Origin of the sequence: Alkalibacterium putridalgicola (genome assembly GCF_040959045.1) — a bacterium.
Taxonomy (GTDB): domain Bacteria; phylum Bacillota; class Bacilli; order Lactobacillales; family Carnobacteriaceae_A; genus Alkalibacterium; species Alkalibacterium putridalgicola.
Genome location: NZ_CP162615.1, coordinates 2,083,765 through 2,099,438, shown reverse-complemented (window position 1 = coordinate 2,099,438; position 15,674 = coordinate 2,083,765). Strand labels below are relative to the sequence as shown.

Below are 15,674 nucleotides of genomic sequence, written 5' to 3'. Positions count from 1 at the left end.
AATGATAATGAAATTACTCAATTATCTATACGAGAGGAATCACTGAATCCATGACTATACAAGACTTGATGAATGCATTTCCCGATGCGAATATAAAAAAAGATGAGCCTTTGTCCAAGTATACATATACCAAGACAGGCGGACCTGCAGATGCTCTGATCTTTCCAAAGAGCAAGGAAGAGGTTCAGGCCCTGGTCCAATGGTTGAATGAAAATGACTGGCCGCTGACCATTTTAGGCAATGCCAGTAACCTGATTGTTAAAGATGGTGGTATTCGCGGAGCGACCATTATTCTGACCGATATGAACAAAATATCGATTCAGGACAACAGTATTCGAGTGTTTACCGGTGCGCCTTTAATAGAAGTCAGCAAACGTGCCTATGAAGCCGGACTGACAGGTCTCGAATTTGCCTGCGGTATCCCCGGAAGTGTCGGGGGTGCGGTTTACATGAATGCCGGTGCGTATGGCGGCGAAGTAAAAGAAGTGATCAGAAAAGTCACCATCCTGACGCGTGAAGGTGAAATGAAAGAAATGGCCAACGAGGATATGGACTTCGATTATCGTCACAGTTTACTGCAGGAATCCGATGATATTGCATTGGAAGTATTATTTGAGCTTGAACCTGGTGATAAGGAAGAGATAAAAGAAAAAATGGATGAATTGACTTATTTGAGAACATCCAAGCAGCCGCTGGAATACCCTTCCTGCGGATCAGTCTTCAAGCGTCCGACAGGGTACTTCACTGGAAAGCTCATCCAGGATGCGGATCTACAGGGCTATACATGGGGAGGCGCTCAAGTATCGACTAAACATGCCGGCTTTATCGTGAACATCGATAATGCGACAGCAACGGATTATATCGAATTGATTGAACACATCAAGGAAGTCATTCTTGAAAAAGATGGCGTGACTCTGGAAACGGAAGTCAAAATCATTGGGGATGATCTCGTGCCTGAAGAAAATACCGGGCGTATTCTGATCAACAAAGCCAAAACGTCACTGAAGTCAAAATTCAGCAAGACCCCGTTAATGGACGAAGGTATTAAATAAAATATAGAACAGGACTACACATTCTTGCCTAAAGCAGAGTGTGTAGTTTTTTTATGAATAAAGTGTCAAAACCTTCATCTCGTGTTATGCTGAATATATTAAAGATAAACGGAGGATCACAATATGAAAATAGGCGTTATCGGACTGGGTAGTATAGCGAAAAAAGCTTACTTGCCTGTATATACCACACAATTCCCGGAGCACGAATGGTACTTTTCTACACGTACTGAAAAAACACTGAGAGACACAGGGCTTACATATGGAGTGCCGGAAGATCATCAATTCACAGACTGGCATGACTTGCTGGACCTAGTGGACGCCGCCTTTATCCATACACCTACAGACACGCATGAAGAAGTCTGCCGCGCATTTCTTGAGAAAGGCATACCTGTTTTCGTGGATAAGCCCCTGACTGAAAACAGCAGAGAAACTAAAGCCTTACTGGATTATGCGGAGGAACAGGATACGCTGCTCATGACAGGGTTCAACAGACGGTTTGCGCCCATGGTTCAGGAAATGAAGCAGATGACGAATAAGAATCATCTGATCCTGCAGAAAAACCAGGTCAATAAAACAGACTTTGAAGTCAGGTACCGCATCTATGACCTGATGATTCATCCACTGGATACGGCGCTTTACCTGATGGATGAACCGGCTGAAGTCATCCATGCTGAAGTCGTTGTTGAAGGCGACCAGTTTAAACGGGCCTCGGTGCTTTTGAAGACTTCGCAATCCACAGCGTATGTAGCTGTAAATAATGAATCAGGGACCAAACTTGAAAAGTATGAAGTACAGAGTCAGGCAGAGACCGTTGTACTGGAAAACCTGACCGATAAAACAACATATACAGAAAAAGGCGAAACGCTTATTAAAGCGGGTGACTGGGTACCGACTCTGGAAAAAAGAGGATTCGTCCCAATGATCAAAGCCTTTATAGAAGCCGTAGAAACAGGCAGCCCAAACCCTGTCTCCCTAAAAAGTGCACAGCTCAGTCATGAGATCTGCGAAACGATCATACAGAAGTATAAGAATCACGGGTCGTAATCATGGATTATGTTCAAGGTTTAAGAGAGAAGATCGGACACGATACTGTTATTTTGAACGGTTCGGTCGCTTTTATTTTGAATCACGATGGTGAAGTCCTGCTGCAGCAGCGTCCGGACAAGTCATGGGGGCTGCCGGGCGGACTCATGGAACTGGGGGAGAGTTTTGAAGAGACGCTGATCCGTGAAGTGAAAGAAGAAACGAACCTGACTGTCAAAGCCTATCATTTCGTAGACATTTTATCCGGAAAAGACTTTTTCGTCAGCTTGGCCAACGGAGATGAATACTACTCAGTGACCGCACTGTACCATGTCACTGACTTTGAAGGAATTCTTAATGCCGACTCTCAGGAATCAATGCAGCTGCAGTATTTTTCAATGAAAAACATCCCAGAAAACATTAACGTTCGGTGGCGCCAATTTTTGAACACATTTATCGAATATTATTCTAATAAAAAGTAAATATATATTGCTTTTCACCCCTTGCCGGCTATAATAAAAAGGTTCGATAAAATCGGTTATAAAGGGGTGTTTTTTGTTGACGGAAGAAATCATTGTTTCCTTCAAGCAAGTCGAAAAAAAATATGAAGAAGAAAGTGTATTGAAAGATATTACGTTTGAATTAGAAAAAGGGAAATTTTATACATTATTAGGCCCTTCAGGCTGTGGTAAATCGACGATCCTTAACATCATCGCTGGATTTACGGAACCTTCTGAGGGGCTCGTTAACTTGAATGGAGAGAATGCAGCAAAGACACCTTCCGAGAAACGAAAAGTTAACACAGTTTTTCAGGATTATGCCTTGTTCCCGCATATGAATGTTTTCGATAATGTGGCTTTCGGGCTGAAAATGAAAAAGATAAACAAAAAAGAAACAGTAGAAAAAGTGAAAACAGCACTGCGCCTGGTTCGTCTTACAGGATACGAAAAACGAGAGATCAGTGAAATGTCCGGCGGGCAGAAACAGCGTGTCGCGATCGCCCGCGCCATCGTTAATGAACCCGATGTCCTCCTGCTTGACGAGCCGCTTTCAGCACTTGATTTAAAGCTGCGAACAGAGATGCAGTATGAGCTAAGAGAACTTCAGCGTCGTTTGGGTATTACGTTCTTATTTGTGACGCATGATCAGGAAGAAGCTTTGGCAATGAGTGATGAGATCATGGTCATGAAAGACGGTGAGATCATTCAGACAGGGACGCCAATCGACATATACGACGAACCGATCAATCGCTATGTAGCTGATTTTATAGGGGAAAGCAATATCGTTGAAGGGCGGATGGTCTCTGATTACCAGGTCTCCTTTGCCGGGAAAAGCTTTGCCTGCGTGGATGGCGGGATGAATCCGAATGAAAAAGTCGACGTTGTTATTCGGCCGGAGGACTTGACGCTGACTGACGCTACTTTAGGCCAGATCCAGATAACGGTAGAGACGCAGCTCTTTCGCGGGGTACATTACGAGATCGTCGGTCACGACCTGGACGCCAATGAATGGATGATCCATTCGACCAGGAAGTCAGAACCCGGTAAAGTCGTCGGCCTGCAGTTCCATCCTGAGGATATCCATATCATGCGCTTAGGCGAAACGGAAGAAGCCTTTGACGAGCGTATCGAACAGTATGCCTCGGTTGCGGACGCTGTGGAAAAAGGGGGCGGTGTCGATGGTTAGACAGAGGAAGCTCTTATCTGTGCCTTATTATTTATGGATGGGACTTTTTGTCATCGTTCCTGTCCTGCTGCTGCTCTTTCAGTCCTTTAGAGGGATGGACGGTAGCTTTACCCTATTAAATATTACAAGCTACTTCACGTCGCCTGTATATTTGACAATGACCGGTCAGAGTTTTCTCTATGCCTTTCTGATCACTGTCATGACCCTTCTCATCAGCTATCCGGCTGCTTATTTCCTGACAAGGACAGAGCACAAGCATTTATGGCTATTAGTTATGATCCTGCCGACCTGGATGAATATCCTGCTCAAAGCATACGCCTTTATTGGAATTTTAAGCCAGTCCGGTATGGTCAATCAGCTGCTGGCGTTTATGGGCATCGGCGCACAGCCCCTGCTTTTCACCCGACTGAGTTTTCTGATCGTTGCCACCTATATCGAGATTCCGTTTATGCTGCTGCCGGTGTTCAACGCCATCGACGATATCGATGAATCGCTGACATTAGCCAGCCGGGATCTAGGGGCAAATGAATGGCAGACGTTCCGCTCGGTTATTTATCCCTTGTCTTTATCTGGGGTAAGAAGCGGGATACAAGCCGTATTCATCCCCTCCCTGTCTCTGTTCATGCTGACGCGGCTTATCGCCGGTAACCGAGTCATGACCTTAGGTACAGCTATAGAACAGCACTTTTTAGTCACGCAGAACTGGGGGATGGGCTCTACGATGGGGATCGTTCTCATCGTCATTATGTTTGCCGTGATGGCCCTGACCAAAAAGCGTCAAAGAGGAGGCACACGCTGATGGTGAAGAATACAAAGCTTTCTTCAGTTTATTTATTTGTGGTATTCGTCTTGCTGTACCTGCCTATTTTTTACCTGATTTATTATTCATTCAATGCAGCAGGAACGATGAATCAGTTCGACGGTTTTACTTTAGAACATTACACCGCGCTTGCAGAGGATACGAGACTATTGACGATCGCTCTGGATACTGTGCGCGTAGCCTTGATCTCATCTCTGGCTGCCACAGTGATCGGAACGATGGGAGCTATCGGTATTTATTTTTCTAGGAAAAGGCGCACGCAGGGCCTGCTGATGAGTTTAAATAATATCATGCTGGTCTCGCCGGATGTCATCATCGGAGCAAGCTTTCTCCTGCTGTTCACGTTGGTCGGTTTCAGATTAGGTTTTTATTCTGTACTCTTTTCTCATATCGCTTTCAGCATTCCTATCGTCGTGCTGATGGTGCTGCCGAGGCTTGAAGAGATGAACCCGCACATGATAACGGCCGCCAGAGATCTAGGGGCAAGCCAGTGGCAGGTTTTGAAAGAAATCATCCTGCCAAGCATCAGCTCGGGTATTCTGGCAGGTTTCTTCATGGCCTTTACCTATTCGATCGATGATTTTGCTGTCACCTTTTTCGTTACAGGAAACGGCTTCGCCACACTGTCCGTAGAAATCTACTCGCGGGCACGTCAGGGTGTAAGTCTGGAGATCAATGCACTGAGCACGGTCCTCTTTTTAGTAGCCATGGCCATCGTCGTCGGGTATTACTTTATACAAAAGCAGCAGCGTACCCGGAAGAAGATATTGGCTGTGGATCCAACAAATCATGAGAAGGCGGTGATGCCATAATGAAAAAGCTGACTTTATTTTCATTCCTGATCATAGCACTGGCGAGCGGGCTGTACTTCAGCAAAACACTGATCGAGCATGCAGAAGGCACGAGCGGATCGGAGATCTTTCATCTATACAACTGGGGCGACTATATCGATCCTGAACTGCTGGATCGTTTTGAAGAGGAGACGGGGTATCAAGTCGTTTACGAAACATTCGATTCGAACGAGGCCATGTATACGAAAGTACAGCAGGGCGGGACAGGCTATGATCTGATCGTTCCAAGCGAATATATGATCGAGCGCATGATGGAGGAAAACCTCGTCATACCGCTTGATCATTCCCGAATCGAAGGACTTGAGCATATCGATGAAGACTTTCTGGATCTGAACTTTGATCCGGGCAACCAGTACTCGATCCCTTATTTCTGGGGGACACTAGGGATCGCCTACAATGCAGATCTTTTAGAAGACCCTCCTGCAAGCTGGGAAGAGCTATATGATCCCAAATATGAAGACCGTATTCTGATGATTGACGGAGCAAGAGAAGTCATCGGTATCGGGCTGCAGACGCTGGGGTACTCTTTGAATTCTAAGGATGCACAAGAACTCGATGCAGCTGCTGAAAAACTGGTCGACTTGGTACCTAATATGAAAGCCCTCGTTGCTGACGAGATCAAAATGTACATGATCCAGGAAGAAGCAGCTTTGGCGGTGACCTATTCTGGTGAAGCGGCGGATATGATGTGGGAAAATGAAGCCATCTCGTACATCCTGCCTGAGGAAGGCTCTAACTTATGGTTTGATAATATGGTGATCCCTCACACGGTTCAAAATGAGGAAGCGGCATATGCCTTTATCAATTTTATGCTGGAACCTGAAGTAGCTGCTCAGAATGCCGATTACATCGGCTACAGTACGCCGAACAAATCAGCGATGGAGCACCTTCCAGAAGAAACGATCGAAGATAAACAGTTTTATCCCAGCCAGGACATGATCGATGATCTTGAAGTGTATGAAGATCTTGGTCCGGAATATACGGGTCTTTACAACGAGCTGTTCCTGGAATTCAAGATGTTCAAATAATCGTTTAGGGTAAGTGAGGATCCAGACCGGATCCTCACTTTTTCTATTCTGTGCTATAATTGAATCAAGACTAAATAAAGGAGTTAATGCATATGAATTTAAAAGAAATGGTTGGGAATAAAGCGGCAGAATTTGTTAAAGATGGTATGGTCGTTGGCTTGGGCACAGGATCAACGGCTTACTACATGGTGGAAGCAGTGGGGAAGCGTGTGAAAGAAGACGGTTTGTCAATAACCGGAGTCACCACGTCTCACAGAACAGCTGATCATGCGAAAGAATTGGGTATTCCTTTAAAGGACATCAATGATGTGGAAAAAATAGACGTCACGATTGATGGTGCAGACGAGATCTCTGATGATTATCAGGGGATCAAAGGAGGCGGGGGAGCCCACTTGTTTGAAAAAATGGTGGCGAACCAGTCCGATGAAGTAATCTGGATAGTGGACGACAGCAAGCTTGTTCATAAACTCGGTGCGTTTCCACTGCCGGTCGAAGTCGTCAAATTCGGCTGCCAGCAGGTTTTCCGTTTATTCAAAGAAAAAGACATGAAACCAAGCTTCAGAAAAGATGACAATGATGAGTTATACTTGACGGATTCTGGGAACTATATCATTGACCTGCATTTGGAACAGATCGATAACCCGCACGAACTGGCTAAATGGCTGGATTCACTGACTGGTGTTGTGGAACACGGTTTATTCTTAGATTGTGTCACAAAAGTCATTGTAGGCACCGAAGACGGTCCTGAAGTAAAAGAAGTCAAACGTTAAGTATAATGAGGACAAAGGTGTAATGAGGGGAAAACCTCATTGCACCTTTTACCTTCGAATGAAAACAGTTTGTGCTGTCTGAGTATGTGATAATAGGAACTCATTGCGTTTCGGTTTGCCGAGCAACTATTATCCAGCGATATAGCAGGAACTCCAGTAAATAGAAAGTATCGAGTTCCTATTATAAGGCGCTATAGCCGTATCTCAAGATAGAAAACTAGAACGAGTTCCTATTATAAGGCGCTATAGCCGTATCTCAAGATAGAAAACTAGAACGAGTTCCTATTATAAGGTACTATAGCCGTATCTCAAGATAGAAAACTAGAACGAGTTCCTATTATAAGGTACTATAGCCGTATCTCAAGATAGAAAATTAGAACGAGTTCCTGTTATAAGGCTCAATTACTGAAACTCAACAGGGCTAGTCACTCTTAGTTCCTGCAATAAACAACTACTTCCTGAAATTCATAACGAAAGAAGGCGGCATCAGGCCGCCTTCTACATCTTAATAAACAAAAAGACTGTTTTTACCTGCCGAGATATACTCAAGCAGGAAAAACAGTCTTTCTGATTAAAGTTCTTTTTTCTTCAGTTGTTCCAGCATGTCTGCTGTCATTTTTTCTAAATCATATTTTGGAGAAAAACCCCATTGTTCTTGAGCGGCCGACGTATCGATGGCGTTCGGCCATGATTCTGCGATGCCTTGTCTGACAGGATCCACATCATAGGTCAGTTCGAAGTCAGGGATATGTTTCTTGATTTCGCGCTCAATGTCCTCAGGTGCGATGCTCATGGCACTCACGTTGTAGGCATTGCGGTTTTTTAGCTGGTCACTTGGCGCTTCCATCAGCTGAATGATGAGATCGACGGCATCAGACATATACATCATGTCCATATACGTCCCTTCAGCAATGAAAGAAGTATAAGTGTTGTTTTTTAATGCTTCGTAATAGATATCAACAGCGTAATCGGTCGTTCCACCGCCTGGCAATGTCGCATGGGAGATCAGTCCCGGGAAGCGGACACTGCGCGTATCTACGCCGAATTTCTGGTAGTAGTAATCACCTAGCAGCTCGCCGCTGACTTTTGTGACGCCATACATGGTCGTGGGACGCTGGATCGTTACTTGCGGTGTCTGGTCTTTTGGTGTCTCTGGACCAAAAGCACCAATGGAACTTGGGGTGAAGAATTTCAGATTATGTTCACGGGACACTTCCAATGCGTTAAGTAATCCACCCATGTTCAGATCCCAGGCAAGTTTTGGTTTAGCCTCGGCCACGGCAGAGAGTAAAGCAGCCAAATGGATAAGCGTATCCACATCATATTTTTCAACCAGTTCGTTCATGCGGTCTGCATCGGTCACGTCGAGCTTTTCGAAAATACCTTCTGAAACGACTTTTGAATCTTCTGGTGCTTTGATATCCGTTGCGACGACATTATCCATACCATAGGATTCTCTTAGTTTTAACGTAAGCTCGGATCCGATTTGACCTAGAGCACCTGTAATTAAAATTTTCTTCACAAAAAAACCTCCGACAATTATTTTTTAAAACACGAGAAGAAAGAGAAAGAACAGCTCCGTTCGTTTCTCTTTCGCTCAGTTCTATTCGTTTATTTTATGACGTCCAGTTCTTTACCGACTTTTTTATAAGTGGCCAGAACCTGGTCCAGCATGTCTTTTGTATGAGCGGCACTTGGCATGTTTCTGACACGACCTGTCCCGCGTGGAACGGTTGGGAAGACGATAGACTTAGCATAAACGCCTTCTTCAGTCAGACGTTTGGAGAAAGTCTGTGTCAACTTCTCTTCACCGAGGATACATGGTGTGATCGGTGTTTCTGAATTGCCGATGTTGAAGCCTAAGTTTTTCAATCCTTCTTTAAGATAACGGCCATTTTCCCAAAGGCGTTCGTTTTCTTCAGTAGAGTTTGACATGATGTCGATGGCTTCGATACACGCAGCAGAAGCACCCGGAGTGAGTGATGTTGAAAACAGGAACGGACGTGCACGGACTTTCAGCCAGTCGATCAGGTTTTGAGTTCCGGCAACGTACCCGCCGACAACGCCGACAGCTTTAGACAGTGTGCCCATCTGGAAGTCGATTTTATCCTGAAGACCGAAGTGCTTGACTGTTCCGGCTCCTTTACCCATAACGCCTGATCCGTGAGCATCGTCGACATAAGTGATCAAGTCGAATTCTTCAGCGACTTCAACGATTTCCGGAAGTTTAGCCACGTCGCCGTCCATAGAAAAGACGCCGTCAGTGATGTACATGATTTTCTCGTACTGACCGCTTTCCACCGCTTCTTTTGCTTTAGCTCTCAGGTCATCCATGTCCTGGTGTTTGACTCGGATAACTTTGGCACCCGACAGGCGGCAGCCATCGATGATGGACGCATGGTTCAGTTCGTCTGACAGAATGGCATCATTTTTGTTCATGACTGCTGAAATGGCACCCATGTTACAGTTGAAGCCGGACTGGAAAGCAACGGCTGCTTCAGTATGCTTGAATGCGGCGATTTTATCTTCAAGTTCTTCATGGATAGCCTGGGTGCCGTTGATGGTACGTACAGCACCTGCACCGACGCCATAAATGTCTGTTGCTTCATTGGCTTTAGCTTTTAAACGCTCATCATTTGCAAAACCTAAATAATTGTTTGATGACATATTGATCAGTTTTTTTCCGTTTATACTGATTTCCGCACCGTTTGGACCGTCCAGCACGTCGATCTCATTATACAGACCATTATCTTTAAGGTCCTGCAGATTTTCTTCTAAAAAGGTGTTCAATTTTTGACTAGTCATGAAATCTCTCCCTTTATGATTGGTTTGACCTTCATTCTTGATTTTACCACTCTTTTATATAATCGTGTAGTCATGATAGGGATTATTGGAATATTCTTATCAATACTTAGTCAAATTACCTTATTCTTTCGCGATTGTATGATAAACTATAAACTATAAGTAAATGATTAGGAGTGAACAACGTATGCGAATGATCGACTTGATTGAGAAGAAACAGCACAACCAGACGTTAACTGAAGATGAAATCAAATGGATGATCGAACACTATACATCCGAAGATATCCCTGATTATCAGATGAGTGCGATGGCCATGGCCATTTATTTCAACGGTATGAATAATGACGAACGCAGTGCATTGACTATGGCAATGGTAGAATCCGGCGACCAGATCGATCTGTCACCGATTGAAGGCGTTAAAGTAGACAAACACTCAACAGGTGGTGTAGGCGATACAACAACACTGGTTCTAGCACCTTTAGTGGCAAGTGTAGGTGTACCGGTAGCTAAAATGAGTGGTCGCGGACTGGGTCACACAGGTGGAACGATCGATAAACTGGAAGCGGTACCTGGTTTTGACGTGGAAGTCTCTCAGGAGAGATTCGTTGAATTAGTGAATCAGAACAAAGTGGCAGTAGTCGGTCAGTCAGGCAATCTGACGCCTGCGGATAAAAAATTGTATGCTTTGCGTGATGTGACAAGCACAGTCGAATCGATCCCGCTGATCGCAAGTTCCATCATGAGCAAGAAAATCGCGGCAGGAGCCGATGCCATCGTTTTAGATGTCAAAACAGGTGCCGGTGCCTTCATGAAGAGTGTCGAACAGGCGAAAGAACTGGCTGAAACCATGGTCAATATCGGAGAAGCTGTCGGCAGAAACACGATGGCAGTCATCTCTGACATGAGCCAGCCTTTGGGTAACGCGATCGGCAATGGTTTGGAAGTGAAAGAAGCGATCGACACACTGAAAGGTCACGGACCTGAAGATTTAACAGAACTCTGTCTTGTTTTAGGCAGTCAGATGGCTTATTTAGGCGGCGTCGGTTCTTCGCTGGATGAAGCACGCGAGGCTCTTGAAGAGAACCTGCATAACGGCAAAGCACTGGATGCATTCAGAACATTTATTGCGGCTCAGGGCGGTGATGCATCGGTTGCCGATGATCCGGACGGCATCCTCCCTAAAGCGAAGTATTCTCAAGATGTCACAGCTGAAGAATCAGGGAAAGTTTCTGAAATCGTTGCGGACCAGATCGGTATTACTGCAATGATGCTGGGAGCTGGCCGTGAAACTAAAGAAAGCCAGATCGATTTAGCCGCTGGACTATATATGCACAAGAAAATCGGGGATTCAGTAGAAAATGGTGAGGCATTAGTGACTCTTTATTCCAACAAAGAAATCTCTGAAGATGTCATCAGTAAAGTCAGAGAAAACATCAAGATTTCTGAAGAAGCGACAGCGCCAACACTGATCCACGAAATCATCCAGTAACACACCGTGTGTAGTATAAATACGTAATGAGAGACTTACCGTGATGCGTTTATTCATCACGGCAAGTCTCTTTTTTGTACCCAATCGAACTAAGATAACGCCTGTCACGAAACGTATTGATTTAAAAAATAGACGGGACATGATAATCTGATAATACAGTTAGTTTCAAGAACCGACAATGTGGAAGGAGGATAAACTGTGGAGGACAAAGAAAACACTAAATCGTCGGAAGTTGCTGGCAATGATCACACCCAGTCATCAGGAAATCAGAATCAGGCGAAAAAGAATATCAGCATCGTTTTCTTTATCAACCTTGCTTTTTCAATCGTTGAGTTTGTTTTCGGTTTTATTTTCAACAGTATCGCTATCATGTCTGATGCTCTTCATGATTTGGGCGATGCAATATCTACAGGTTTTGCCTGGTTTTTCCAGAAATATTCAGAAAAAGAGAGAAACAACACGTATACCTTCGGCTACAGCCGTTTTTCTTTACTTGGGGCGCTGATCACAGCGGTTGTGTTACTTAGTGGATCAGTCTTCATTATATATAGAAGTGTTCCCCGCCTTATAGACCCTCAACCAGTCGATGTCACCGGAATGATCTGGCTTTCTCTTGTGGCCATCCTTTTGAATGGCTACGCTACTGTCCTTTTACGCCAAGGTTCTTCTAAAAACGAAAGTGTATTGAGTCTCCATATGCTTGAAGATGTCTTAGGGTGGGTGGGGGTACTCGTCGTCAGTATCGTCATGCGTTATACAGATTTATATCGATTGGATCCTATATTATCCATAGTCATCGCCTTGTACATTTTTTACCTGACAGTACCACAATTCTTGAATACGATGAAAATATTGCTGAATAGAGTGCCTGAAGAGGCTGATGTTAAAGTTATTGTAGAAACCATAGAAAAGATAACGGATGTAAAAGCTATATCGGACTTCCATATTTGGTCAATAGATGGAGAAGAGAATGCCCTCGTTGTCACGGTGTTAATGGAGTCTACAGATATAAAAAAGAGACAGAAGGTTAAAGAAATTATCAGGAAACTTGCTCGTGAAAACAATGTGAAAGAGCATGTTACCATTGAAATAATAACGGATAAGGAAGAACTTGACAGAAAAGGTCTTTCCCAGAATTAGAGACCACATAGCCTCAAGGGGAAAATATAATTAAGTGATCAGAAAGGTAGAGAGGAACTAAAGGAGGAACTAAAGTGATGATGATCAGAACAAATGATTTACCCTATGTTATTGAAGTGGAAATCGATGGAGAAGTCACTGAAGAGGATATTAAGGATTTTGAAGCCTATTTCAAGCAGAAAAAAGAAAATCTGATCAATAAGGATAAACTGAATCTTTTGATGGAAATCAGAAGTCTGAATTACACCATAGATGGGTTGATCAAAGACATAAAATTTGACACGTCTCATTTAGATGACTTTGATAAAGTTGCGATGGTAAGTGACAAGAAGTGGGCGGAAATAGGCGAAAAACTTGTGAAGTATATGCCTCAAGTAGAGGTCAGACAGTTTGATCCTGAAGAAAAAGAGCAAGCCAAAGTGTGGGTAAGTTGACAACAGATAAAGAAAACGACTGAATGAATACCGCTTATGACCAGTCGTATGACAGCTTCTTAAGTATAGCATTAAGAGGAGAGAGGTATGGCAGAATACATTAAGTATTCGTCGTATCTCTTTTATCGTTAATAGAAAGGAAAGGATATGCTATACTGATATAACATTTATTCAAATGAACACAAGAAAGGGGAAAGGTAGATGAAAAACGATACGGTGTTGAGTGGAATGAAAGCAGGGCTGCCGATCATGGCCAGTTACCTTGCGTTAGGCATTGCCTGTGGTATCGTTTTATATGATGCAGGCTTCAGTGTGCTGGCTATCTTCCTCATGAGTGCCCTCGTTTATGCGGGCGCCGCTCAATTTTTAGCCGGGAGCATGGTGGCCTTCGGGGCAGCCGTCCCATCCATTATCCTCATGGTCTTTTTTCTCAATTTAAGACATATATTGATGTCAGCGAGCATTTCGAAATACGTTAAAAACAAACCTATGAGTTTTCTGGGGCTTTTCGGTCATACGCTGTCTGACGAGTCCTTCGGCATCAATTATTCCCGGTTCCAGGGAGACGACTGGACAGCAAATGAAGCGTTGATAACCAATTTATTCAACTATTCTGCATGGAGTTTGAGTACTGTATTAGGCGGCATCATCGGCAGTCAGTTCACGATCAACACACTGATCATGAATTATGCACTGATCGCTATGTTTATCTGCATGATGGTCATGCAGTTTGTTTCAAAAGCACACATTATTGCCGGGATCGTTTCGGTCGTGTTGTCCGTCGTGTTTACCGCAGTACTTAAACATAACATTGCTTTAGTCATTGCCACAGTTCTGGCATCGTTTATAGGTTATTATCTGGAAAATAATGCAGTAGAAGGAGGAGTGAAGGCAAATGAGTAGTGAATCACTGGTGCTGATACTAGGAATGGCCATCGTTACATTTATTCCACGATTTTTCCCACTGCTGCTTTTGAGTAAGAAAGAGATATCCCCGTCATTCAGTCGCTGGATGTCCTTTATTCCTGTATCGATTTTTGCAGCTTTAGTCGCTTCAGACGTCTTTTTCTGGGAAAGTTCTTTTTCCCTGCACCCCTTCCGTAATATAAAGCTGATTCCTTCTATACTAGTATTTGTAGTGGCATACAAGACAAAAAGTCTGTTGTGGTCAATGGTTACAGGCGTTCTCTTAATGACTGTGTTTTACATACTCTTTTAAGAGGAGAAGAACAAGGAACTATTACATTATTTCACTGTGGAAGACCGCTCTGTTACAGGTCAATTTATGCTCTTGGGATACCGAGTAATACGGGGGGCTAAGTGGTCAGAAAGCGGCTGTACAGGAAAAGGAAAAAGAGCAGATGTTCAAAAAGAAAAGAAGGCTGGGGAAACAATCTCCCAGCCTTCTTACTTTTCTTAAGAACTGTTCCAGAAAAACCATTCTGCTGACTGCATGTGCTTTACAAAAGCAACTGGCTTGGAGGATTGCTTTAACTGGTTTCTGAACTGCTGTTGGGACCAGTTCCTGAGAAATCCCAGCCTAAACTAGTCACTAAACGGTTATTGAGACCAGTTCCTGTGAAATCCCGTCGTAAACTGGTCACTAAACGGTTATTGAGACCAGTTCCTGAGAAATCCCAGCCTAAAACTAGTCACTAAACGGTTATTGCAACCAGTTCCTGAAGAAACCCGTCGTAAACTGGTCACTAAACGGTTATTGAGACCAGTTCCTGAGAAATCCCAGCCTAAACTGGTCACTAAACGGTTATTGAGAATACTTCTGAAGACTGGACGTCATCGAACTGGTCACAATAACGCTGGAAGACTACGTTGCCTTGGCTAAACACAGGAAAGAGGGTGGGCAAAAAGTCCCCCCTCTTTCCTGTGTCCTAATGTTTTTTCGTAAACGTGCTCCAAAAGGCATCTGCGATTATCTTGTGCTGATTCGCTACCGTAGCCGCGAACTGATGCTTCAGCAGTTATCGACTAAGGTATGAGTTAGAAAATAGGGGGGCTCAGCACTCTTTGTTCCACTTATGTTTTTGCATTAATGTGTAATCGACGGTTCCTTTAAAATCCACTCGCCAAGTCTATTTGCCCAAGCTTCTGTCCAGCAGAAAGAATAAGGCACACCGTAAATCTTGCGAAGATCCCTGTATCGTTTCGTACGGGCCCAGGACCAGGAGACGGTCCCTATGATAAGAAGGTATAAAGGACCGAGGATCAACGACTGATAGGTATGACCGTATTCATGGACCGATATCCGGTCACACTGGTCTTTAAGCAACGATCTGCTGTTTTTCTTCCGCTTAAGTAAGTCCGAGTCTTCCTCATTGGGCGTAAAGATAAACAGGCCGAGAGAAATGCCGTTAAATGAGGACCATTTTGTGCGGATACTTCCATGAAAAAAGTCGTGAGGCGAACGAAGATGAAAAAGAAACAGAACCAGACCTGCCAGAGACTGAAAGCCTCCCCATGTCAGCTGAAGAAGGACGTAGAGAGGCAGCCAGAAATATTTAAATAGATGCGTTGTGTTTGTAGGATTATTCATGATCAGCCTTCTTTATGTGCATGCTGTG

Annotated in this window: 15 protein-coding genes and 1 pseudogene; 13 read left to right on the top strand and 3 right to left on the bottom strand. The window is 44.0% G+C overall.

Going from position 1 to position 15,674, the window contains the following annotated elements:
- Positions 1-50: 50 nt before the first annotated feature.
- The 8 genes and pseudogenes from murB to rpiA form a co-directional block, all read left to right on the top strand.
- A pseudogene (gene murB / locus AB4027_RS09995) lies at positions 51-947 on the top strand (UDP-N-acetylmuramate dehydrogenase); the annotation flags it as partial.
- Between the two features lie 228 nt (positions 948-1,175).
- Complete coding sequence (locus AB4027_RS09990; RefSeq protein WP_368645224.1) at positions 1,176-2,096, top strand: Gfo/Idh/MocA family protein; 921 nt, start codon at positions 1,176-1,178, stop codon at positions 2,094-2,096.
- 2 nt (positions 2,097-2,098) lie between these two features.
- The gene (locus AB4027_RS09985; protein ID WP_368645223.1) at positions 2,099-2,557 is read left to right on the top strand and encodes an NUDIX hydrolase; all 459 of its coding nucleotides are present in this window, start codon (positions 2,099-2,101) and stop codon (positions 2,555-2,557) included.
- Between the two features lie 76 nt (positions 2,558-2,633).
- The gene (locus AB4027_RS09980; RefSeq protein ID WP_368645222.1) at positions 2,634-3,761 is read left to right on the top strand and encodes an ABC transporter ATP-binding protein; all 1,128 of its coding nucleotides are present in this window, start codon (positions 2,634-2,636) and stop codon (positions 3,759-3,761) included.
- A complete protein-coding gene (locus tag AB4027_RS09975) occupies positions 3,754-4,560 on the top strand; it encodes an ABC transporter permease (protein WP_091489564.1) in 807 nt (268 codons plus the stop codon). Before AB4027_RS09980 ends, AB4027_RS09975 begins: the two co-directional genes overlap by 8 nt.
- Positions 4,561-4,562: 2 nt before the next feature.
- Positions 4,563-5,393, top strand: a complete 831-nt coding sequence (locus AB4027_RS09970) for an ABC transporter permease (protein WP_368646427.1) — start codon at positions 4,563-4,565, stop codon at positions 5,391-5,393.
- Entirely contained in the window at positions 5,393-6,460 is a 1,068-nt protein-coding gene (locus AB4027_RS09965) for a PotD/PotF family extracellular solute-binding protein (protein ID WP_368645221.1), read from the top strand. Before AB4027_RS09970 ends, AB4027_RS09965 begins: the two co-directional genes overlap by 1 nt.
- Positions 6,461-6,552: 92 nt before the next feature.
- The gene (rpiA, locus tag AB4027_RS09960; RefSeq protein ID WP_368645220.1) at positions 6,553-7,230 is read left to right on the top strand and encodes a ribose-5-phosphate isomerase RpiA; all 678 of its coding nucleotides are present in this window, start codon (positions 6,553-6,555) and stop codon (positions 7,228-7,230) included.
- Between the two features lie 571 nt (positions 7,231-7,801).
- Here the strand turns inward: rpiA and AB4027_RS09955 are convergent.
- Positions 7,802-8,752, bottom strand: a complete 951-nt coding sequence (locus tag AB4027_RS09955) for an L-threonine 3-dehydrogenase (protein WP_368645219.1) — start codon at positions 8,750-8,752, stop codon at positions 7,802-7,804.
- A gap of 89 nt (positions 8,753-8,841) precedes the next feature.
- Positions 8,842-10,035, bottom strand: coding sequence for a glycine C-acetyltransferase (locus AB4027_RS09950; RefSeq protein ID WP_091489556.1), 1,194 nt, complete (start codon positions 10,033-10,035; stop codon positions 8,842-8,844).
- A gap of 184 nt (positions 10,036-10,219) precedes the next feature.
- Here AB4027_RS09950 and AB4027_RS09945 point away from each other — a divergent pair, with 184 nt between their 5' ends.
- The 5 genes from AB4027_RS09945 to AB4027_RS09925 all read left to right on the top strand — a co-directional run bounded on the left by AB4027_RS09945 (position 10,220) and on the right by AB4027_RS09925 (position 14,314).
- Complete coding sequence (locus AB4027_RS09945; RefSeq protein WP_368645218.1) at positions 10,220-11,521, top strand: pyrimidine-nucleoside phosphorylase; 1,302 nt, start codon at positions 10,220-10,222, stop codon at positions 11,519-11,521.
- 198 nt (positions 11,522-11,719) lie between these two features.
- Positions 11,720-12,661 carry a cation diffusion facilitator family transporter gene (locus AB4027_RS09940; protein ID WP_368645217.1) on the top strand — a complete coding sequence of 314 codons (942 nt, stop codon included), beginning with the start codon at positions 11,720-11,722 and terminating at the stop codon, positions 12,659-12,661.
- 77 nt (positions 12,662-12,738) lie between these two features.
- Complete coding sequence (locus tag AB4027_RS09935; RefSeq protein ID WP_368645216.1) at positions 12,739-13,095, top strand: STAS/SEC14 domain-containing protein; 357 nt, start codon at positions 12,739-12,741, stop codon at positions 13,093-13,095.
- Between the two features lie 201 nt (positions 13,096-13,296).
- Positions 13,297-13,998, top strand: coding sequence for an AzlC family ABC transporter permease (locus AB4027_RS09930; protein ID WP_368645215.1), 702 nt, complete (start codon positions 13,297-13,299; stop codon positions 13,996-13,998).
- Positions 13,991-14,314 carry an AzlD domain-containing protein gene (locus AB4027_RS09925; protein ID WP_368645214.1) on the top strand — a complete coding sequence of 108 codons (324 nt, stop codon included), beginning with the start codon at positions 13,991-13,993 and terminating at the stop codon, positions 14,312-14,314. The genes AB4027_RS09930 and AB4027_RS09925 overlap by 8 nt, the downstream gene beginning before the upstream one ends.
- An 828-nt stretch (positions 14,315-15,142) precedes the next feature.
- On the opposite strand, the gene AB4027_RS09920 is transcribed toward AB4027_RS09925, so the two are convergent.
- Positions 15,143-15,646, bottom strand: coding sequence for a hypothetical protein (locus AB4027_RS09920; protein WP_368645213.1), 504 nt, complete (start codon positions 15,644-15,646; stop codon positions 15,143-15,145).
- Positions 15,647-15,674: the final 28 nt, after the last annotated feature.

Excerpts from the sequence above, each read along its gene's own strand:
- AB4027_RS09985 (WP_368645223.1), top strand. The coding sequence starts at position 2,099 with ATGGATTATGTTCAAGGTTTAAGAGAGAAGATCGGACACGATACTGTT.
- rpiA (WP_368645220.1), top strand. The coding sequence starts at position 6,553 with ATGAATTTAAAAGAAATGGTTGGGAATAAAGCGGCAGAATTTGTTAAA.
- AB4027_RS09990 (WP_368645224.1), top strand. The coding sequence starts at position 1,176 with ATGAAAATAGGCGTTATCGGACTGGGTAGTATAGCGAAAAAAGCTTAC.
- AB4027_RS09920 (WP_368645213.1), bottom strand. The coding sequence starts at position 15,646 with ATGAATAATCCTACAAACACAACGCATCTATTTAAATATTTCTGGCTG.
- AB4027_RS09925 (WP_368645214.1), top strand. The coding sequence starts at position 13,991 with ATGAGTAGTGAATCACTGGTGCTGATACTAGGAATGGCCATCGTTACA.
- AB4027_RS09945 (WP_368645218.1), top strand. The coding sequence starts at position 10,220 with ATGCGAATGATCGACTTGATTGAGAAGAAACAGCACAACCAGACGTTA.
- AB4027_RS09935 (WP_368645216.1), top strand. The coding sequence starts at position 12,739 with ATGATGATCAGAACAAATGATTTACCCTATGTTATTGAAGTGGAAATC.
- AB4027_RS09950 (WP_091489556.1), bottom strand. The coding sequence starts at position 10,035 with ATGACTAGTCAAAAATTGAACACCTTTTTAGAAGAAAATCTGCAGGAC.
- AB4027_RS09930 (WP_368645215.1), top strand. The coding sequence starts at position 13,297 with ATGAAAAACGATACGGTGTTGAGTGGAATGAAAGCAGGGCTGCCGATC.
- AB4027_RS09975 (WP_091489564.1), top strand. The coding sequence starts at position 3,754 with ATGGTTAGACAGAGGAAGCTCTTATCTGTGCCTTATTATTTATGGATG.
- AB4027_RS09965 (WP_368645221.1), top strand. The coding sequence starts at position 5,393 with ATGAAAAAGCTGACTTTATTTTCATTCCTGATCATAGCACTGGCGAGC.